This is a genomic window from Pelagimonas varians, assembly GCF_003208435.1.
Lineage (GTDB): Bacteria > Pseudomonadota > Alphaproteobacteria > Rhodobacterales > Rhodobacteraceae > Pelagimonas > Pelagimonas varians.
The window spans coordinates 56,672-77,734 of record NZ_QKMF01000002.1 but is presented as its reverse complement, the minus strand read 5'-3'; the positions used below and the strand labels follow the sequence as shown (position 1 = coordinate 77,734).

Sequence of the window (21,063 nt, the reverse complement as noted above, 5' to 3'; positions counted from 1 at the left end):
CTCTCGATCACACCTCGATCAGCAGCCGCGCTTGATAAGCCTTAAGCGACATCCGCGCTGAACCAAAAGAATCCCGGCCCTGACGCGAAGCAAGCTCCGGGAACAGCATCAACAATTCATCGCGCTGGTCCATGTCCAGACTTGCCAGCGACAGGTCACCAGGCTGAAAGCTTTCGGTCCAGCTGCCATCTGACGACACCAATTCATGCCGGTCGAACATAAAGTGGACATAGGTCACACCTGCCTCGGGGCATTCACGGGTGATACCCGGACGGCCAACCAGATGGGTTGCAGCCACCAAGACTTCGTCTTCACCGAACAGCAGCTGAATGGAATATCCGGTCATTACGACCCTATGCTGCGGCGACACGACCAGATCACGCTCTGGCAGACCGTTGCCCAATGCCCCTTTGGCAATCCGGATCGGTTGCAGCGCAGGGGTGGTGGCAATCTCGACACCGGTGACCGGCTTGTTCCCGGCCCAACGAACTGTCTGATAGCCATTGTCACGGGTCAAAACCACATCCCCTTGGACAATGTCAGCAACGTCGATTTCACCACGTATGGTTTTGATCAACGTCCCGGGCGTAAAGCAAGGCACATAGTTGACCGCCTCGATTTCCGAAAAGTTCAAGCGGCTGCCATCAAGCCAATTCACTATACCAGCTTCAGCTCCGGTCATGGTGATTGTCGCAGGCCCAGTGACATTCAGCGTATCACCCAAGGTTTCACCAGTCTCACCGCCAGCAATCGTCAGATCACCGCCATTTACATCGCTTGCAGACACATTAAACGTGTCATCCCCGCCGCCGCCTTGCGCATCATCGCCAGAACCGACGTTCAACACGTCATTGCCTGCGCCGCCAGTCAGGGTGTCATCCCCCGCACCGCCGGTCAGTGTGTCATCACCGACACCGCCAGCCAGACTGTCATCACCCGCGCCGCCCGTAATTGAGTCGGCACCGTCGGCCCCGTCAAGATTAATTCCAATGCCGATTCCGCTGCCGTCAACAGTGTCATCGCCGCCGCCAAAGGCGATCGCTTCGATGCCAGAAAAGGTCGCTGTACTGGTGCCGTCGGAAATTGTACCGGCTTCTGCTCCTGTCAGAGTGACAAGTGTCGGTGCCGTCAGTCCGGTTATATCGATGGTATCGAAGTCAGCCCCTGTGGTAACTGTTTCGCCGCCATCAATGGTGTCCTCTCCAAACCCGTCGCTGAGGGTGAAAAAGTCCTCATCCGCACCGCCGTCCATGTCATCATCCCCGATGCCACCAACAAGCGTGTCGCCACCATCACCGCCCAACAACGTATCGGCACCGGCCCCTGCCAGAATACTGTCATCGCCCGCGCCGCCGTGCACCGTATCGTCGCCAGCGCCCGCAACGATTGTATCGTCGCCCGCGCCCGCTTCGACGCTGTCTGCATCCGTGCCGTCACTGTGATCGGCATTGTCGATCCGGTCGCCCTCGGGATCGCCGGTGTAGCCCGCGTCGATCAAATCATCACCGCCACGGCCCGACACCACATAGTCAGAGACAACCGCTGGCAGTGGAATACCAATCGCGTTCAGCTGCGCGGCACTGGCAACATCCGTGACCGGAACGCCGGTCAGAGTTATGCTTTCGCCATTCGGAAAGCTCAGGATCGCATCGCCCGTGCCATCGCCATTTGTATCGCCAACCGTCACATCATCGGTATCGACCGGATCACCGCCCGCATCGCCCAGCCCCGAGACATCCAGCATGTCCTGACCGGTATAAGTCCCGTCGCCATTGTCGGTCGGCGCTTCAAAATCCGCAACGATATCGGCACCATCGCCGTCACCAAAGACCAGCGTATCCGCCACCCCGTCCAGGGCCCCAAGCGCAATCGTGTCATTGCCCGCGCCGCCATCGATGCTGTCCGCACCGCCATTGCCCGCGATGCTGTCATCACCGGCCGAACCGGTCACGCTGTCATCGCCATCGCCAAGCGTCAGGCTTTCGATTTCTTCAAAAGTGGTGGTGTTGGTGCCATCGGTCACGCTGCCGGTTTCGGCACCGCTAAAGGTTACGGTCAGATCGTCGGAGATCGCGGACATATCAACGGTGTCGCCCAGCGTTTCATCCGCCTCGCCGCCGATCAGGCTGTCGTTGTCCAGCCCCGCATCCGCAACAAAGAAGTCATCGCCCGCGCCCCCGTGCACCGTATCGTCGCCAGCGCCTGCAACGATTGTGTCGTCGCCCGCGCCCGCTTCGACGCTGTCTGCATCCGTGCCGTCACTGTGATCGGCATTGTCGATCCGGTCGCCCTCGGGATCGCCGGTGTAGCCCGCGTCGATCAAATCATCACCGCCACGGCCCGACACCACATAGTCAGAGACAACCGCTGGCAGGGGAATACCAATCGCGTTCAGCTGCGCGGCACTGGCAACATCCGCAGCAGCAACCCCCTCCAGCGTCAAGACGACCAACCCGGGGAAGGTCAGAACCGCATTTCCAGCGGAGTCCTCGGTTACCGTGACATTGTCGGTATTAACCTTGTCCAAATCGTCATTGGTCAAGCCGGTCACATCCAGCAAGTCATTGCCGGAAAACGTTCCGTCACCGTTGTCGGTCGGCGCGGAAAATCCCTGCACCGTATCGCTGCCGCCGAAGTCCGCAAGCACCAAAGTATCGGTGCCAGAGCCTAAGACGATGTGTTCGATATCCTGAAACTGAAGCGTAGATGTCCCGTCACTGACCGTGCCAGTTTTAGAATACCCATTGGTCAGATCAACGCTTAGTGCATCGGTAACGCCGCTCAGGTCCAGCGTGTCGCCAAGGGTTTCATCCACACCTTCGGCCTCAACCGTGTCGTTGCCAAAATTGTTTTCGATGTAAATCGTGTCATCACCAAATCCCCCCCATAGGAAGTCATCGCCTTCTCCACCATACAGCGCATCGTTGTCATACGACCCGCGCATCCAGTCGTTCCCGTCTCCACCAATCAGCGTGTCGGCACCTTCGTTGCCTTCGAGATGGTCGTCACCTGCGCCGCCTATAACGGAGTCGTCGCCAACCTCACCGATCAGAGAATCGTCTCCCTCGCCACCAATCAGCGTGTCAGCGCCATCGTTGCCATACACAGTGTCTGCGCCAATCCCGCCTTCAACACTGTCATCGCCGGCATCGGCTTGAATGCTATCATCGCCCGTCCCGGACAAAACCGTGTCATTGCCGCTGCCAGCCTTGACCACATCGTCGTTGGATCCGTCGAAATGATCGTTATTCTCGATCCTGTCGCCTTCTGGGTCACCGACATACGCGGTGTCGATCAGATCATCGCCAGCCGTGCCTTCGACCACGAAGTTACCTGCAAACGGAGGAGCGCCCATAGCTGCCAACTGCGTTTTGGCTTCGACATCAGAAGTCAGTACACCGACCAACGTCAAGGATGTCCCATCGGGGAACCCCAGGATCGCATCCCCTGTGCCATCGCCGATGCTGTCGGTGACAGTGATATCTTCCAATGTCAGCGGGTTGCCGCTGCCGTCAGTCATTCCGCTCAGGTCCAATTGGTCGCCGGAGCTAAAGGTTCCATCTCCATTGTCGGTGGGAGCCTCAAAGCCGACAATGGTGTCGTTGCCATCCCCGTCTTCCATGCGGATCAGATCTGTAGCGCCATCACCTAGCCCAATGTCGAAACTGTCGTCCCCTTGACCGCCATCGACCGTATCGGCTCCTGCCCCTGTTGAAACAGAATCCGCGCCCGTTGATCCGGTCACCGAGTCGTCAGTGCTTCCCAGCACGATGTGTTCGATTTCGGTAAAGGCAACATTGTCTGAACCAGAACTAACCGAGCCTGCTTCGTCACCAGAAAAGATAACATTCACGCCGCTTGTGGAAACCGCGCTCAGGTCGAGAGTGTCAAAATCGACACCGGTGCTAACCGCTTCGCCGCCCGCAACGGTGTCATCTCCAAAGCCGTCTTCGAAGGCGATCACATCTTGATCTGCACCGCCGTCAATCACGTCATCACCGGCGCCGCCAGTCAAGGTATCTTGCCCTTCGTCGCCGTTCAGCGTGTCATTTCCTGACATGCCGTAAACAACGTCATCACCCAAACCTCCGTCTATGCTGTCTTCCTGAGTTTCCGGTGTCGCATGAATGGTTGTTCCTGGTGACGAAAACCCGTCCGTTGAAAATGCATAGTTGGTGCCATTCCCGCGTGCGGTAACTTCAAAAACCAACTGCTGTTGGTCCGTGTACGAAAACTGGGCCCAGTGGTTTTCATCCGCATTACCAGAGCTCGTGCTGTCTGAGGCTGCCGCCAACTGCTCTCCGCTGTCCGATCCCGTCAGATTTGTCGCAGGCGATGCGGACAATGTCAGCGATGTCACATCCGCTGATAGGGCCGTTACGCTCTCGGATGTGGTGTCGACGTCATGGAAGGTAAAACCTCCGCTGATCTGGACCGGCTCACCGGTGGCTTGGTCGAAAAACTCGAAACCAAGCGTCACACCGCTGCCCGCCGGACTGCTGGCATCTTCGTTAAGATAGATCGAATTGGTGCCGAATTCGACGTCAATGTCAGGATCGTCCGCATCCAAAATGGTCATGCGGGCCTGCACCACGGTGCCATCGCTTGTGGTGCCAATGCTGTCATAGACGGCATATTGACCAATAACCCCGGTGCCAGCATCGCCTTCACTGGAGATTGTCGAAAAGTCAAAGCTGCCCAACGTTCCGGCATCAGTGCCGACACCTGCATCATCACCGTAAATCGTGTCGTTACCGTCGCCGCCAGAAATCGTATCGCGACCAGACCCGCCTGCGGCCAGATCATCACCTGCGCCCAGTGTAATATCGTCAGCCCCAGAGCCGCCATCGACACTATCGGCCCCGTCTCCTGCGCTGATGATATCGTCGTTCAACCCGCCAGACAGCGAATCCGCACCGTCATTGCCGGTTAGGCTATCGGCACCTGCGCCGCCAACAAAAGTATCATCGCCGCCGCCGCCGGTCAGCTCATCGTCTCCGTCGCGACCAACGGCAAACACGCCGCCTGTTGTTGCGGCTGAGGCATCAATGGTGTCGTCGCCAGAACTCAAAAAGAAGCCTTCAACTTCGGTAAAGCTGCCGCTATCGCCGTCTGAGTCGGTGTAGGTCCCCGCTTCGTCGCCGGTAAAGGTCACATTCAGCGCGTCATCAGCCGCGCTTATGTCAACAATATCCATATCATCGCCGGTCTCACCGCCAATGATCGTTTCATTTCCAGTACCAACAACAAACGTGTCCGAACCGCCGCCGCCATCCAAAGTGTCGTCACCGGAACTGGACACCAATGTGTCATTGCCCTCAGTTCCGACAATATTGCTGAAATATTCGAGTTGGGTTCCACCATCCAGATAGGCGTCTGCGCCTCCTCCCGAGGAGGCATCCCCAACAATGTAGGTATCTGTTCCATCTGAAAGGGTAATACTTCCGCTCTGGACGTCGAATTCGACAGTGTAGCCGGACCCAAGGCCTGAAAAGTCCAACGTATGCCCGCCAGAACCCTCGTTGATCCCGGACCAAAAGGACGCAGAATTCCAGTTCGACAGTGTAACCGTATACGTCGCCATATCAGCGTTCCTTACTAGTGTCTTGGCCACAGCTTGTGGCGTGCCGTGTAAAATCGGCTCGTGCTCGCTGGTATATAAGAGCTCAAAATCCGGCACCAATGCGGAACATTTGGGTAATTTTGAAGGAATTTCCCCTTAAAGCCGCCCCATTCTCGCCATTGTTTCAAAAGCAAAAACAATCCGGCCAACTTGGGCTCTCAACTTCATGTAAGCACGAAAAAACCGAATTGCCTCAATTTTGAGTGATTTTTTGGGTTTCAACGGGATCATCTAAACAGATTTTCAAACCTTAAATGATTTGATCAGGACAGGGCAGTCGGCGTCTATTTTGTGACCGTTTAACCCGTTTTGCACCGGCTTGCCCTACTGTACCGTTTGACCGGCCCTGCCATTTCATACGGCTTTTAACAAGGTTTAAGGGGTAATGCATGCCATGGCTGTTGTGCCATCGGCATTGGTATGTGCTGGCCGGGGCTTAATCCGCTCCGGTCATTCCCAATGCTGGCCAATGTGTATGAAGCATTGCTTGCGACCGCCCGGCAACTTTTGACGTCAATCAAAGCGCGCTCTTCAAAAATGCCCCAGCATGCCAAAGCAACAGGAGGATAGACCATGCGATTTCTTATCGGACTGACCCTCGCCACATGCGCCCTTGGGCTGCCTGTTTATGCACAAGACGCAGATATTGGCCGGGCACATTATCATACCCATTGTGCGACCTGCCACGGATTGGAGGGCAGCGGCGACGGGCCTATGTCAGGTGTGCTGATGATTAAACCGGTCGATTTAACCGAATTGACTGCAGCCAACGGCGGCACCTTTCCGCTGGAACGTGTCATCAAGCGGATAGACGGGCGCGACCCATTGGTTAGCCACGGCTCTCCGATGCCAGTTTATGGCGACTATTTCGAAGGCACATTTGATGTCCCGATGAAGGCACCAACAGGTCAGCCCATTTTAACGTCGCAGCCTGTTGTTGATTTGGTGGCCTACCTGCGTGAGATACAACGCATTGAATAGCACCCGGACACGTTAGGAACGGCATATGCCTTTAAGTTGTACGCCATCCCACGGAAGGCGTACAGTGCCCTGTCCAAGGGCGCGGTCCAGACCTTCGATTGGCATTTCCTGTCCTATCATGGCCCGCAAACGTGCCGTCCGCGGTGCATCCGGATCTAGCAATCGGCAACAGACATATTCCTCAACGATTGAGCCTTGCTGCTCATATCCGTAGTCCAAGAAACCCTTGGTATTATCCGGATCAAACAAATACGGATCAGCGCTGTTGGTATGCTCCTGAATGGCTTTGAGTGGATGATACCCCGTTCGGGCACGGTTTTGCCATTGCCAAACATGTGTCGCTTCATGGGCAAACAACATGGTATAAAACAGGTCGATTTTATCCGGCCAGCCTGGCAGGAAATCTTCGGCATACAGATCTTTGCGATACAGCATCTTATTGAAAACAACTGACGCGGCTGGCGATACAGTAACGGTCTTGGCCTCGGAATGCGGTGGCCAAATTCGTTCCTGACAGGTTGTTCGGGGACGGACAGGAATTTGATAAGTCGCAGACCCGGCGAAATGCCCGTTTATGACCCGAACAGGTTTGGGATCAAACTGGTCACCTTGCACCGCCTGCAAAAACGCCATTTCCGAGGTGGTCAATGGCCGCCCACAGCCAGACAAAGCCAGCACGAACGACACACCCAAAATTTTTGCAACAACGGTACGAAATGCCATAGCCCTAACAAGCGTAAATCGCCGGTAAATAGCAAGCACCTTAAACGTCGAGTTCCTCTACAAAGCGGGCGTTTTCCTGAATGTATTGGAACCGCAGCTCTGGTTTTTTGCCCATAAGACGTTCCACCAGATCGCCTGTTTCACCCGGCTCGTCCTCGTCGATTGTGACGCGGATCAAGGTGCGTGTGTTGGGATCCATAGTGGTTTCTTTCAGATCCTTGGCATCCATTTCACCAAGTCCCTTAAACCGTTGCACATCAATTTTGCCTTTTCCGCCAAGCCCTTTTTCGAACATCCGGTCTTTTTCAGCGTCATCTGCAACATAAATCCGCTTTGGCCCTTGAGTCAGTCGGTACAGTGGCGGACACGCCAGATACAGATGGCCAGCATCAATCATCGGACGCATTTGGGTAAAGAAAAACGTCATCAAAAGAGCCGCGATATGGGCCCCGTCGACATCCGCATCGGTCATGATGATGATCTTTTCATAACGTAGATCATCAACGTTAAATTTTGTCCCCAAATTGACGCCCAGCGCCTCGCACAGGTCTCGAATTTCCGCATTGGACCCGATTTTGTTGGACGCAGCGCCCAAAACGTTCAGGATTTTCCCTTTCAGCGGCAAAAGTGCTTGGGTCTCGCGGTTGCGAGCGCCCTTCGCCGATCCGCCCGCTGAGTCGCCCTCCACGATGAACAACTCTGTGCCCTCGCGGGATTTCGACGAACAATCGGTCAACTTGCCGGGAAGACGCAGCTTTTTGGTGGCGGTTTTTCGGGCCGTTTCTTTTTCCTGACGGCGGCGCAGGCGTTCTTCGGCCCGCAAGACAAGGAAATCAAGGATCGCTCCTGCGGATTTGGTATCCGAAGCCAGCCAGTTGTCAAAATGATCCCGGACCGAATTTTCGACCAAACGCTGCGCTTCCACGGTGGCCAATCGATCTTTGGTCTGCCCAACAAATTCCGGTTCGCGGATAAAACAGGACACCAATGCGCACCCGCCTGTGATCAGATCGTCGCGGTTGATATTGCTGGCTTTTTTGTTGTTCACCAACTCACCGTAGGCGCGGATACCTTTTAGGATCGCTGCCCAGAAACCAGCTTCGTGGGTGCCGCCTTCGGGCGTGGGGACGGTGTTACAATAGGACTGGATGAAACCATCACGCGACGGGGTCCAGTTGATGGCCCATTCGACCTTGCCGGGGGTGTTGAACTTTTCCTTGAAGTCCACGACACCCGCAAAGGGTTTTTCCGCATAGGTCGTTGATTTTCCTAATGTTTCAGTCAAGTAATCCGCCAAGCCGCCGGGGAAATGGAACGTGGCTTCGGTCGGGGTGGTGCCGTCATCAATTTCCGATTTCCAACGGATCTCGACTCCGCTGAAAAGATAGGCCTTGGAGCGCACCATTTGCAGCAAACGCGCTGGTTTGAACCGGTGCGAGCCGAAAATCTGTTCGTCGGCATGAAAGGTGACGGTGGTGCCGCGCCGGTTGGGGGCCGCGCCAATTTTTTCAACCGGGCCTAGGGGTATGCCGCGCGAAAAGCGCTGTTCATACAGCTCTTTATTGCGGGCCACTTGAACGACCATGCTGTCCGACAATGCGTTGACGACCGACGCCCCGACCCCGTGCAAACCGCCCGAGGTTTCATAAGCGTCACCGCCGAATTTACCGCCCGCATGCAAGGTACACAGAATAACTTCGAGCGCGGATTTCCCAGGAAACTTGGGATGCGGGTCAATTGGGATGCCGCGCCCGTTGTCTTTGATTTCAATAGCGTAATCCGCCAGCAGCGATACCTCGATGCGGTTGGCATGACCGGCCACCGCTTCGTCCATCGAGTTATCAAGCACTTCGGCCACAAGGTGATGCAACGCGCGTTCGTCGGTGCCGCCGATATACATGCCGGGGCGTTTTCGAACCGGTTCCAACCCTTCGAGCACCTCAATCGAGGAGGCGTCATATTCGGGGGTGTCACCACCGGATAAGAGATCTTGTGCCATGTGCGCTGCTCGTTTTTTGGTGTTGATTGGTGGGCAGTATGACAGGTCTGCACCGCGCGTGAAAGAGGCAGGATGCGATCATCCTACCCCAAACACCGAGGGATCATTTGAGAGTCATGGTGTAGACATAGCCGTCTTCGCGCACAAATGTTGCTGTGTTGCCCGTGACGGATACAGGGCGGCAAACAGTGCCCGCGTATTTTTCGGGCTTGGTGATGGTGCGGCACCAATCCGGCCCCTGAATTTCCCACGTCCCTTGGATTTCACCGCCGATGGTGCCATCGGGATTGACGGTTAGATTGCCGTCTTCGTGGATCAAAGTGCGGCCAACCAGCGCCTGCGGGTTATAGTCTTTGGGGACTTCAAGTACGCCGCCCGACGGGTCCGCTATTTGGCACGCGGAGAGCGAGAGTGCGGCAAGTGTAAAAGCCAAGTGTTTCATAGTCAGTCGTCCTGTTTCCGGAGCGATGGCGACGGCCATCACACCACGTGGGAAGGGTGTTTTTCGAAACGAAAAATCACCACCCACTCAGTGAGGATCTTGCGAAAGGAAACAAGCGACTGGATCAAAGTTGACGTTTGGGAAACGGGCAAAATACTATAGCCGATTTAGATCAACGTTGTATCCTGCAGCTTTGAGTTCTTTGCCAAGCGATAACTTCCAGTGGCCGCTCTTGTCCAATGGAGTGTAAACAATCCCATGAATATCTGAGGGAGGCTCGACACCTTCTTCTAAAAGAACACAGACTTTGTTCCGGCCCAATTTCCCAACAAAAAAACCAAGTTCCAAGACAACGTTTTGTCTTGCTCTTGGTCGCAATTCACTCATGGCACCCGCGGCTTTCAGGCCACCAAGGTCATCTGCTGTCATCAATATAAGCGCAAATCCAACTTTTGAATGATGCTCAAATTTCTCGATTATTGTCCGACCAGAATTTGATTGTTCTGCAAGTATGATGGGAACTAAACCAAGATCCGTCAGAGTTCTGGCGGCTTCATGCTTTGGCGTATTATCATGGCCATGAACAATAAAGACTTTGTCGTTCTCGAATAAACTATTAGTCATCTTGGTCGGCTCTCTGGGCGGCACAAGCTGAGGCGAAAGGCTTTTTGGCTTTGTCGCAGCATGCATTTCAGGCACCTGTGCGGTCTGAAGCGAAGTAATTGGGTAAGAAATTTTGCACTTTTGAAAGGCATCCAAAATTTGCTGTTGCCCGTCTCTAACGGTGATCCCATTTCTGTAACTATCAATATTCCTATCAAAATCTTCATCTTCCATGAATTCTTCGATTAATTCCGCGAAATTTTCCATTGGCAATGGAAGGTTAGAATTTCCTAATACTAACCAGTCGGTGACCTTTTTCTCTTTATTTCCATCGGTAGTGTAAGCAGGAAAACCACACATCAAAAAACGAGAATCTATTTGCGCATGCGTATAATAGTCTTTTAGAATTTTGGCCGTAGTACCAATTAGTCTATTCGGAACTCTCATACATACTCACCCCAAAATCCCCTGAAACTCCCGCCACTCGCCCTTTGACATGCCGGAATTCTCTTGCGTGACCTCTTCGCCTTTCAGCATCCGGCGCACGACATCAAGCGCTCCTGCGGACAGCGTTGCGCCGCCCATGCGGTAATCTTCGAAGGCCTTGAACGCAAAGGGCACCCAGTCGGCGACCAGCTTACAAATCTCGTCGGCATAGACGCGGATTTCGTATTGGGCGTGGGCGTCGGCGCGCAAGCGGAGGAAGTGCAGCAGATTGTGCAGATCGACCTTCCAATACCACTGCGTATAGATGTTGGCGGGCAGGTTCATGCGGGCCAATTCGCGGGCCAGCCCCTGTTGGCCGTCTTGCGAAATCATCTCTTCGTAGTGGTCATAGGCGCGCATGGCGTCTTCGGTCAGATACTTCAGCACGCGCTGCGCCTCTTCGCCCTCTAGAACCTCGCCGCGTCCCTGATTGTTGATCACGGATTGTGCATTCAGCGCGTCAGGGGCCGGAATGTAGAATTCACGATCAAGGATCGAATAGCGGGCCGAGTATTCGTTGACGTTGGCCGTCCGGTGGCGAATCCACTGACGCGCCACAAAGACCGGCAGTTTTACGTGTAGTTTGATCTCGCACATCTCGAACGGGGTCGAATGCCAGTGGCGCATCAGATAGCGGATCAAACCTTCGTCGTTCTGGACGGATTTGGTGCCGCGCCCATAGGACACGCGGGCCGCTTGGCAGATCGCTTCGTCGTCGCCCATGTAATCAACGACCCGGACAAAGCCATGATCCAAAACCGGATAAGCGGTATAGAGGTGCTTTTCCATACCCGGCGCTGTGGCGCGCATTGTGGTGTGCGTTTCACTGCGCTGCGCTGCGATTTCGGCCTGCTGTTCGGACGAGAGGGGCATGGCGATTCCTTTCCCAGAAGATGAGTCGGGAGCACTATATCTGGGGGGCGGGACTTGGGGAACGCGATATATGGGCGACAGATTTGCCTCAGTTGTGGTGAAATCATGGCGCAGGGATGGCAGGGTGATTGACTTGGGGGGCGCGGGGCGCGCAGTCTGCTTACAAAATATAAAAACGGGCAAGACCTGAGGCAGTAAGATGTATCGCAATTTAGTAGCGCTCGCGTTTGCGTGCGCCCTTGCCTCCTGTACGGGTGGCAATCCACTGACCGATGACGAAGGTGTCGCGGTTGGCAATCCTTTGCTTGATGAGGACGAAGTTCCGGATGAAACCGAAACCGGCAACGGAGACGGGGATGATGCGTCCAACGTCTTTGGATCGGATTTGAATGCGGATCTGACCGTCAATGAGATGTCGTTTGACCCCGCCACCGGCGAGCTGGTCTTGAACAACATGCCTTTTGACGGCGACGACAACATATACACACGCGATGATACGATTTCCGACGCGATCGGATCAGAATTTGATGTCTATCGAAATGCAAGTGGCCCCGCGAGCTATTACGCTGTCTTTCGCCTGTCCGATACCGGCTATAGCCAAGTCGGAACGGCAGGCACCGAAAGCTATGTCAGCTTTGGCTATGGCGGTGCGGCCGCGCAACGCCTGAGCGGGTCCGGGGCTCTGCCAAACGACCAACAAACCTATGTGTTTACTGGCGAATACGCTGCCGTGCGCACTGTGATTGATTCCGAAGATGGATCGACCATGCAGTATGTCGCTGGAACAGCAACTTTGCGCGTCGACACCGAAGATTTTGACGAAACCGGCGTGATTGGCGGCTATATTGCCGATCGGTCTTTCTTTGATGCCAACGGAGTTCAGATCACCGATCTGGACGGGGTTGGTGATTTCATCACCCTGAAAGACAGTGACATCAATTTCGACAACTGGACGATCTCTTCGGCAGACGCCACGGTCTATACAGACAACGGCACCACGGCAGGTGCAACGGGGTCATGGGACGGCTTGTTTGCAGGCCCCAATGGTGAGGAAATCGCTGGTGTTGTGGTCGTAGAAGGCACGGGCCCAATCGGAATCGACCCAGACACAGGTAACTACGTCGAGGTGGATGTCCGGGAAACCGGCGGCTTTATTGCCACCCGGTAAGGCCATGTCAGCGCTTCTCTCATTCCTGCGAAATATGGTCTTTGCCGGTGCCTTGATCGTTGCAAGCGGCAACGGGGCTTTCGCAGGCGAGGTGCGGCTGACTTTGCCAGAAGCCCGCAAAGCAGCAGTGCGCCTGTTGCAAGCCGGCCAGCCCGAAGCTGCGTTGATCTTGGCCGAAGGTGTTTTGCTGGGTGCACCGGGCGACGTTCATGCCATGTTGCTCAAGGCGCGGGCGCAGCAAGAGTTGGGTTTGCGTAGCGAAGCGAGCCGAACAGCCAAACAAGCCTGGCGCGGATCTTCTTCCGAAACGGACCGCTTTTTTTCGGCCATGGTGCGCGGCGGAACATATGCTGCAAACGGGCAAAGTGGTGTCGCGCAATACTGGTTTCGCCGTGCGGCCCAGATTGCCCCTGAGGACGCGATGCGCATTGCTGCGGTTCAGGATTTTCGCCGCTTACGCAGCGCAACCCCCTGGCGGCTTAGTCTTGGGTTGAAATTCGCCCCGTCGGACAACTTGAACGGGGCGTCGAAATCCAGCAGTTCCGACATCAACGGGGTTATTGTCAGGCCGGGGTCCCGTCCGTTGCCAGGGGTTCGCTACGGGATCACCGCCGACTACAGCTATCGGTACGCCCTGTCCAAAACCGCGCGTTTGAAATTCGGGATCGATCTGGAACTGACCCGCGCCCAATTGACCAACCAAGCAAAAGAATCCGACCCAACGGCCGATAACAATGACTATCGCGAAGACAGCTTCGGCGTCTCGGTTGACTATGAGGCCCGCGCTGCGGATGGCCGTTGGCTTGCCAGTGTGGGGCTGGATGTGCATCGCAATGGTCGTCGCGGCGAAGCCTTTTCGGACTCAGCCACTTTAAGTCTGTTTTATGGCCGCGCCCTTGGCCGCGGTTTAACGCTCAGTGGGCGGGCCAAACTGCGCCATGAGGTTTTGGTAAAAGGTTCCGGCCGCGATCTTACCACGCATGAATTTGGCCTCGCTTTGGGCAAACAATTCGCATCCGGGCGCCTACGGCTTGATGCGTGGCATGGGGACACGCAGTCCGACCTGTATTTAGTCGCCAAACAAACCAATGGTGTTCAGCTTAGCTTTTTCAAAGCACGCCCGATCAAAGGCATGTTGCCCCGCATCGGGGTTGGCTATCGCGATATCGACTATGATGGCGCACCCTTTCCGTTTCTAAGCACGCAAACGCGCCATGATCAGGAATGGAACCTGTCCGTCGACGTCTTGCTGCCGCAAGTCGACTTTTACGGCTTTGCTCCAGAGATCGGCATTAGCTACCGCGACCGTACCTCCAACTATGGAATTTACGAAAGCGAAGGTACTGATTTGCGGTTGGGCATCAAATCGGTATTCTGATCCTCGAGCGCTCTGCGCCCCGACATGGCGGCGCCAACAACATGAGGAATTCAAATGGGTATCCGTTATTTGCACACGATGGTTCGGGTCAAGGATCTGGACGCGTCTATGGCGTTCTACAAGCTTTTGGGTCTCAAAGAGACCCGTCGCTATGACAATGACCAAGCGCGCTTTTCTTTAATTTTTCTGGCCCCTGAAGGACAGGAAGACTGCCCGGTCGAGCTGACATACAACTGGGACGGAGATGATGAGCTTCCGTCGGATTCGCGCCATTTCGGGCATTTGGCCTATTCCGTGCCAAATATATATGAGACTTGCCAGCATCTGATGGACAACGGTGTTGTGATCAATCGTCCACCCCGCGATGGCCGTATGGCCTTTGTCCGCTCGCCCGATAATATTTCCGTCGAGCTGCTTCAAGAAGGTGAGGCGTTGGAACCCGCGGCCCCTTGGACCGACATGGAAAATATAGGCCACTGGTGATCCGCACGGCGCTGGCATCCGTTTTTGCACTGTGGCCGCTTGCGGTCGCAGCCCAAACCTGCCCGCTGGCGCTGGTTCTGGCCCAAGACGTGTCGTCGTCCGTGGACGAAAACGAATACATTTTGCAGCGCGACGGATTAGCCGCCGCCCTGCAATCCGAAGATGTCAAAGCCGCTATTTTAGGGAATGGCGGCATTGCATTGGCGGTTTATGAGTGGAGCGGCCGCCGTCAATCTGTTGTGGTTTTGGATTGGGTTATGCTCCGCAGCACGGCTGATATTATGGCTGCGTCTGATCATCTGCGTACGGCCAAAAGATCCAATCACCGTTTTCCGACGGCCCTTGGCTATGCCTTGGGGTTTGGTGCCGGTTTGATGGCAAAGGCTCCGCCCTGTAACCGCAAAGTTATCGACCTATCCGGGGATGGAATAACCAATGACGGGTTCTGGCCTGCCCTTGCGTATAAGCATTTCCCATTCGACGGAATCACTGTGAATGCGCTGGCCGTTCTCGGGGCTGATCCTGATGTTGTGGATCATTTCACATATGAGGTGTTGCGCGGCCCCGGTGCGTTTTTGGAAACCTCAGCCGGATATGAAGGTTATGAACGGGCAATGACGCGCAAATTGTACCGGGAAATCGAAAGCAGAGTGGTTGGAGATGCGGGTTTTGCACTGGATTAAAACCGGCCTACTAGTGGCCACTTTGTGCGCCAACAGTGGTGCAGCAGCAAAATGCCGTCAAGCACTGGCGTTGGGTCTCGATGTATCCGGCTCGGTTGACGCCAAAGAATATCGCTTGCAGCTGGATGGTCTGGCGGCGGCGTTGACAGACCCCGAAGTTGAAACCGCTTTTATGCAAATGCCCGAAGTTCCCGCGCGTATTGCCGTGTTTGAATGGAGCGGGCCGTCGGCCCAGCGGCTTTTGCTAGAGTGGACCGAGATTGGATCACCCGACGACTTGCGGCGCTCCGCCGAAATCCTGCGCGGCAGCCAGCGAAAAATCAGCGAGCCTTCAACCGCGCTTGGGCGCGCAAAATCATTTGGCGGCGCACTGCTGCACTCCCAGCCCGAATGCTGGCGTCACGTCTTGGACATCTCGGGGGACGGCATGTCAAACACCGGGCCAAGGCCACAAGATATTCACCCGAAAGGGGTCGTGATAAATGCTTTGGTCATTGGGGGAAATAGTCAGGAAACTGAACTCCCAGCCCTAGCCGGATATTTTCAGACCTATGTCATTCAGGGCGCGGACGCCTTTGTTGAAACCGCGCTTGGATTTGAAGATTACCAAACGGCGATGATCCGCAAACTGAAACGCGAGTTGACCGTTCTGGTCTTGTCTCGCAATCCATAATGCGCCCCTGCCCTGCCCGTTTCTGTGACAGATCTCTGCATGGGACGAAAACATCTTAGTAGATGTAACGAATTTGGTCAGTCCAATAGCGTTCGACCCGGCGCAGTGACATGGTGATGTCATCAATGCCTTCGATGCTCAGAACTGCCTTTTTCTGCAGACCATCTGCATGGCTTAGGAACAGCTCGTTGACGATCTCGCAAATTTCGCGCCCGCGCTGCGTCAACCGCACACGCACTGACCGGCGATCAATCTCGCAGCGCTGATGATGCATATATCCCATCTCAACCAGCTTCTTCAGGTTGTAGCTGACATTGCTGCCCTGATAGTAGCCGCGCGATTTTAACTCGCCTGCCGTTACTTCGTTTTCACCGATGTTGAACAGCAACAGCGCTTGCACTGCGTTCACATCAATAATCCCCAGTCTTTCGAACTCATCCTTGATTACATCAAGCAGAAGCCGGTGAAGTCGTTCCACCAGTCCCAATGCATCTAGGTAGCTCGCCATGAAGCCCTGATCGGACGTTTTATCCATGGACGAATGAATGCTCATATCTTTCTCCGCCTTTGTGTAGCTCTAGCGGAGATTTGAGGAAAAAAACCAATATTGCGTTAAACCGCATCGAAGACCGTGAAAATGCGATCTAATTTGGTCAAGTATTAACGTAAACCCCGTCGTTTCTTACCGAAATCGAAAATTTCCGCAAAATGGTATACCAGAATTGCGCAGCATTAATAAATGGTATACCAAATTAGCAGGAGAAGAAACGGGGGAACTGGATGCCACAGATCATCTCAATCGATGTTCAAGTGTTTGATGTGCCTCTAAAAGAGGCCCTGAACGATGAAAAACATGGCGATCACACACATTTTGGACTGAAGACCGCAGTGATTCGCCAGACAGATGGACCAACCCGCTCCGGATGCATCCATAAAGCCGGCAAGGGCGGGTGGGTGTTTGCCGCGATAAACGGCGCAAACTATGCGCACGGAGTTGATGAAGTCGTCAGAGACTGCAGCATCACATGTTTCGAAGAGCCAACGTTCTTTGACGACACCAAAGGCTTCGGACAAATTCCAGATACAACCGGCATTCCGTTCGCCATGGATAAATACCTACACAAACGCCAAGAATGCGAAAATGCCTTTGCGGATGGCCGACAAAGCGACATCCGACCCGATGCATCCAATTGCGGTGGCATCTCCCTTTGTTCGAACGACAAGCAAGAATTCCACATCAGCTTGGTTTCGGCCCGACCCGAAAACGGTTGGATCGAAGTCCATGGCCTTCCCATTGATCAATACACCACCCGTCCGCTTGTGGTCGAAAACCACATGGCGGTGGCCCCTTCCGAATCCGGAACATGGGTTACATTCGACTGGATTAAACTGAACGCCGCCCATCAGGAGCATCACGCATGAGCGAAACTATCAACGCAGCCTATTACCGCCGCAACAAAAGCTTTGTTGTCGAAACCGCCCCCTCCCCCCTGCCGGAGGACGATGAAATCGCAATCCGCATTGCCTATTGCGGGATTTGCGGCACTGACATGCATATCTATCACGGCAATATGGACGCCCGCGTCGGAGAAAGCCGGATCATCGGGCATGAGATGTCTGGTGTGGTCGAAGCCATTGGCGCAAACGTAGAAGGCGTGTCGCTTGGCCAGCAAGTCGTTGTACGCCCACTGGATCACTGCGGTGATTGCCCAGCTTGCGATGCGGGCCACACACATATCTGTCACAAGTTAAAGTTCCTCGGCATCGATACCGATGGTGCTATGCAAGAAATCTGGGTTGTGCCTGCCCATACTGTCCACACCCTACCCGACGATATGCGTCTTGATCACGCTGCGTTGATCGAACCCGTCGCAGTGGCTTGCCACGATGTACGCCTGTCCGAACTGCAAAGCGGTGAAGATGTTGTTGTCATCGGCGGCGGCCCTATCGGAGTTCTGGTTGCCATGGTCGCGCGCGATGCGGGCGGCAATGTGGTGATTTCCGAAGTCAATCCGAATCGATTGGCCATTGCACAAAAGATGGGCTTTGACACCGTCAACCCCGCTGAAGTCGATCTGGCCGCGACGATCAATGAACGCACCGGTGGCAAAGGCGCTGACGTTGTCTTTGAAGTGTCAGGCAGCCAACCCGGCGTTGACGCAATGACCACTGTGGCCGCAACCCGCGGACGCATTGTTATGGTGGCGATCCACGCCCAAAAGCCGACAGTAGACATGTTCCAGTTCTTCTGGCGCGAACTCAAACTGATCGGTGTTCGGGTCTATGAACCTGTTGACTATGAAAAGGCCATTTCGATCATCGCCAGTGGCGGTGTTGATGCCGAAACCTTTATCACGGATGTTGCCCCGCTGGACGACATTCAGACCGCGTTCGAAGCATTGGACCGCAGCCCCACCGCAATGAAAAGCCTAATCAAGGTAGGAAAAGACGTATGACCCAATCCATGTTCGATCTCAGCGGCAAGACCGCGTTGGTGACCGGCTGCAAACGCGGCATTGGGCGCGGCATGGCCGAAGCCTTGGCCGCTGCGGGTGCCGATATTGTTGGCGTCTCGGCCACATTGGAACTGACCGGATCCGAGGTTGAGAAATCCGTGACCGCACTGGGCCGTTCGTTCAAGGCCTATCAGTGCGATTTCAGCGACCGCGCGGCAGTGCGCAGTTTTGCGGCACAACTGGAAACCGATGGCGTTGCCCCCGACATTTTGATCAACAACGCCGGCACAATCGCACGCACCCCCGCAGCCGAACATCCCGACGAAATGTGGGATGAGGTGATCGAGGTCAATCTGTCTGCACAATTCGTGCTCAGCCGTGAAGTTGGCCGGGGCATGGTTGCACGAGGTAATGGCAAGATCATCTTCACCGCCTCACTTCTGACCTTCCAGGGGGGAATCACCGTACCGGGCTATGCAGCGTCCAAAGGCGGCATCGGACAGCTGACCAAGGCCCTTGCCAACGAATGGGCGGGCAAAGGTGTTAACGTCAACGCCATCGCACCCGGCTATATTGCAACCGATAACACCCAAGCTTTGCAAGATGATCCGGCGCGGTCCAAGTCTATTCTGGAACGCATCCCACAGGGCCGATGGGGCACCCCTGCTGACTTTGGCGGGCCTGCGGTCTTCTTGTCATCAAGCGCCTCGGACTACGTGAATGGCGAAATTCTGGTGGTCGACGGCGGCTGGATGGGCCGTTAATAAACTGACGCCAACAAGCGTCACCACCTGAAACAGAAGGTGACCTTGTTCGGCAAGTCTGACCCCCTATGGTTGCTAGAAGGCAATTTTTTGCGACCATAGAGGGCGACTTGACGGTGACCACATCTGTTCCGATACAGTTCGATCAAGCAAAGACACACCAGCGCAAAACGCTGGACACATTTAGCCAATCTGACCGTCCCCCCATGCCCTGTGGATGGTGGGTGCCTTTCGCCGCGATTTTTGCGGTGGTGTTTTGGGGATCCGTTTTGTGGTGGATTTTCAGCTAAACGCCTTGGCTACGCAGGCCCGCGCGCCATTTTCGCAGAGCCCTTCAAAGGCCTGTGTCACAGAACTGCGGAACTCCGGATTCGCCGCCAAACCTGCCTCGAACACATCCTCTACCGCCAGCAAGGCCGCGACCTTGCCCGCGGGATCGACCGCGCTGTCAGACGCTGCACGCAATTTATCAGCAAGCGGGTCTTTGACATCGATGGGCTGCCCGGCTTCATCCACGCCGCCCACATAACGCATCCAGGCCGCAACCACCAAAATCAATCCCGAACAGTCCCGACCCTCCGCCAAGCCCGCGCTCAGCGTGCCCAATATCCGTTGTGGCAGTTTTTGCGATCCGTCCATCGCGATCTGCCACGTTCTGTGCCGGATAGACGGGTTGCGATAGCGATCAAGCAGTGCAGCTGTATAGGCGTTCAAATCCTCCCCTTCCGGCTTTTCAACCGCTGGCAAAATTTCCCGCGCCCACAGGTTTTGGCAAAACGCGGCATAGGCGGGATCGGAAACCGTGTCTGAAATCGTCTCATATCCGCCAAGGTACCCCAGATAGGCCAGAGCCGAATGGGTGCCATTCAGGCAGCGCAGTTTCATGTTTTCATGCGCCTCGACATCGCGCACAAACTGCGCACCGCCCACATCCCAAGCTGGATGCCCATCGGCAAAACTGTCCTCAATCACCCATTGGCGAAAAGGTTCGTGATTGACGCAAGCAGGATCGTAGATACCCTGCGCTTGCGCCAGACCGGCGACATCTCTGTCGGTTGTCGCCGGTGTGATCCTATCAACCATCGTTGCGGGGAACGGCACATTCTCGGCGATCCAATCCGCCAGTCCACTGTCCCGCTCCGCCGCCAAAGATAGGATGATTTCACGGGCCAAATGACCATTCGATGGCAAGTTATCACAGCTGAGTACAGTAAACCCCTTGGTGCCCGCAGCACGGCGACTGGCCAGTGCTTCCACAATAAAGCCAGGCGCAGATCGCGGCGTGGCGGGGTTCGCCAGATCGTGCAGTATATCAGGGTGATCCAGATTCAGGCGGCCGGTAGACGGCGCGTGGCAATATCCCTTTTCAGTGATGGTGAGCGATACGATTTTGATCGCAGGATCGGACATAGCTGCCACAACGGCCGCCGGATCTTCAGGTGCCACCAACACATCCACGATGCTTTCAATCTGTCGGTAGTCCGCGCCATCCGGCCCCAAGCTGACAGAGGTGAACGCCCCGCCCTGTGGACGCAATTGATCGCGCGCAGTGGGGCTGCGCAGCGACACAGCCACAATGCCCCAATCCCCTCCCGAATGGTCCATCGCGTCTTGGCTATAGATCGCATTGAACGCCCGGAAAAAAGCGCCCGGCCCAAGGTGAACAATCCCCGCCTTAGGAGCGGTGGTTTTGCGGGTCAAACGGGGGGCATTGGTCATTGATCAGTC

At 55.2% G+C, this 21,063-nt stretch carries 17 protein-coding genes; 9 read left to right on the top strand and 8 right to left on the bottom strand.

Features of this window, described 5'->3' with window-relative positions:
• Positions 1-7: 7 nt before the first annotated feature.
• Positions 8-5,584, bottom strand: a complete 5,577-nt coding sequence (locus C8N36_RS02700; protein ID WP_097803092.1) for a Hint domain-containing protein — start codon at positions 5,582-5,584, stop codon at positions 8-10.
• 612 nt (positions 5,585-6,196) lie between these two features.
• Here C8N36_RS02700 and C8N36_RS02695 point away from each other — a divergent pair.
• On the top strand, positions 6,197-6,604 hold the full coding sequence (locus C8N36_RS02695) for a cytochrome c (protein WP_097803091.1): 408 nt from the start codon (positions 6,197-6,199) through the stop codon (positions 6,602-6,604).
• 12 nt (positions 6,605-6,616) lie between these two features.
• Here C8N36_RS02695 and C8N36_RS02690 read toward each other — a convergent pair whose 3' ends face one another.
• The 5 genes from C8N36_RS02690 to thyX form a co-directional block, all read right to left on the bottom strand.
• Positions 6,617-7,327, bottom strand: a complete 711-nt coding sequence (locus C8N36_RS02690; protein WP_097803090.1) for a hypothetical protein — start codon at positions 7,325-7,327, stop codon at positions 6,617-6,619.
• 40 nt (positions 7,328-7,367) lie between these two features.
• Positions 7,368-9,326, bottom strand: a complete 1,959-nt coding sequence (gene parE, locus C8N36_RS02685) for a DNA topoisomerase IV subunit B (protein ID WP_097803089.1) — start codon at positions 9,324-9,326, stop codon at positions 7,368-7,370.
• A gap of 103 nt (positions 9,327-9,429) precedes the next feature.
• A complete protein-coding gene (locus tag C8N36_RS02680; RefSeq protein WP_141467945.1) occupies positions 9,430-9,768 on the bottom strand; it encodes a hypothetical protein in 339 nt (112 codons plus the stop codon).
• A 156-nt stretch (positions 9,769-9,924) separates the two neighbouring features.
• Complete coding sequence (locus C8N36_RS02675; protein WP_097803087.1) at positions 9,925-10,818, bottom strand: TIR domain-containing protein; 894 nt, start codon at positions 10,816-10,818, stop codon at positions 9,925-9,927.
• 6 nt (positions 10,819-10,824) lie between these two features.
• On the bottom strand, positions 10,825-11,730 hold the full coding sequence (thyX, locus tag C8N36_RS02670; RefSeq protein WP_097803086.1) for an FAD-dependent thymidylate synthase: 906 nt from the start codon (positions 11,728-11,730) through the stop codon (positions 10,825-10,827).
• A gap of 199 nt (positions 11,731-11,929) precedes the next feature.
• Here thyX and C8N36_RS02660 point away from each other — a divergent pair, with 199 nt between their 5' ends.
• From C8N36_RS02660 to C8N36_RS02640, 5 genes are read left to right on the top strand one after another with little or no spacing between them, the layout of a single operon-like run.
• On the top strand, positions 11,930-12,898 hold the full coding sequence (locus C8N36_RS02660; RefSeq protein WP_097803084.1) for a HupA family protein: 969 nt from the start codon (positions 11,930-11,932) through the stop codon (positions 12,896-12,898).
• A gap of 4 nt (positions 12,899-12,902) precedes the next feature.
• On the top strand, positions 12,903-14,276 hold the full coding sequence (locus C8N36_RS02655) for a surface lipoprotein assembly modifier (RefSeq protein ID WP_170125779.1): 1,374 nt from the start codon (positions 12,903-12,905) through the stop codon (positions 14,274-14,276).
• 54 nt (positions 14,277-14,330) lie between these two features.
• On the top strand, positions 14,331-14,759 hold the full coding sequence (locus tag C8N36_RS02650; protein ID WP_097803082.1) for a VOC family protein: 429 nt from the start codon (positions 14,331-14,333) through the stop codon (positions 14,757-14,759).
• Positions 14,756-15,442, top strand: a complete 687-nt coding sequence (locus C8N36_RS02645) for a DUF1194 domain-containing protein (RefSeq protein ID WP_245910706.1) — start codon at positions 14,756-14,758, stop codon at positions 15,440-15,442. Before C8N36_RS02650 ends, C8N36_RS02645 begins: the two co-directional genes overlap by 4 nt.
• Positions 15,429-16,115: a DUF1194 domain-containing protein gene (locus tag C8N36_RS02640; RefSeq protein ID WP_370739135.1), complete on the top strand. Its 687-nt coding sequence runs from the start codon at positions 15,429-15,431 to the stop codon at positions 16,113-16,115. Before C8N36_RS02645 ends, C8N36_RS02640 begins: the two co-directional genes overlap by 14 nt.
• 55 nt (positions 16,116-16,170) lie before the next feature.
• On the opposite strand, the gene C8N36_RS02635 is transcribed toward C8N36_RS02640, so the two are convergent.
• Positions 16,171-16,668, bottom strand: coding sequence for a MarR family winged helix-turn-helix transcriptional regulator (locus C8N36_RS02635; protein ID WP_097803079.1), 498 nt, complete (start codon positions 16,666-16,668; stop codon positions 16,171-16,173).
• 227 nt (positions 16,669-16,895) lie between these two features.
• Between C8N36_RS02635 and C8N36_RS02630 the strand changes: the two genes are divergently transcribed.
• Genes C8N36_RS02630 through C8N36_RS02620 form a run of 3 tightly spaced genes read left to right on the top strand, consistent with a single transcriptional unit; the run spans position 16,896 to position 19,335 of the window.
• Positions 16,896-17,537, top strand: coding sequence for an enolase C-terminal domain-like protein (locus C8N36_RS02630; protein WP_097803078.1), 642 nt, complete (start codon positions 16,896-16,898; stop codon positions 17,535-17,537).
• Positions 17,534-18,571, top strand: coding sequence for a zinc-dependent alcohol dehydrogenase (locus tag C8N36_RS02625; RefSeq protein WP_097803077.1), 1,038 nt, complete (start codon positions 17,534-17,536; stop codon positions 18,569-18,571). Before C8N36_RS02630 ends, C8N36_RS02625 begins: the two co-directional genes overlap by 4 nt.
• A complete protein-coding gene (locus C8N36_RS02620; protein WP_097803076.1) occupies positions 18,568-19,335 on the top strand; it encodes an SDR family oxidoreductase in 768 nt (255 codons plus the stop codon). Before C8N36_RS02625 ends, C8N36_RS02620 begins: the two co-directional genes overlap by 4 nt.
• A gap of 282 nt (positions 19,336-19,617) precedes the next feature.
• Here C8N36_RS02620 and C8N36_RS02610 read toward each other — a convergent pair whose 3' ends face one another.
• Positions 19,618-21,054 carry a mannitol dehydrogenase family protein gene (locus tag C8N36_RS02610; protein ID WP_097803074.1) on the bottom strand — a complete coding sequence of 479 codons (1,437 nt, stop codon included), beginning with the start codon at positions 21,052-21,054 and terminating at the stop codon, positions 19,618-19,620.
• Between the last annotated feature and the right edge of the window lie 9 nt (positions 21,055-21,063).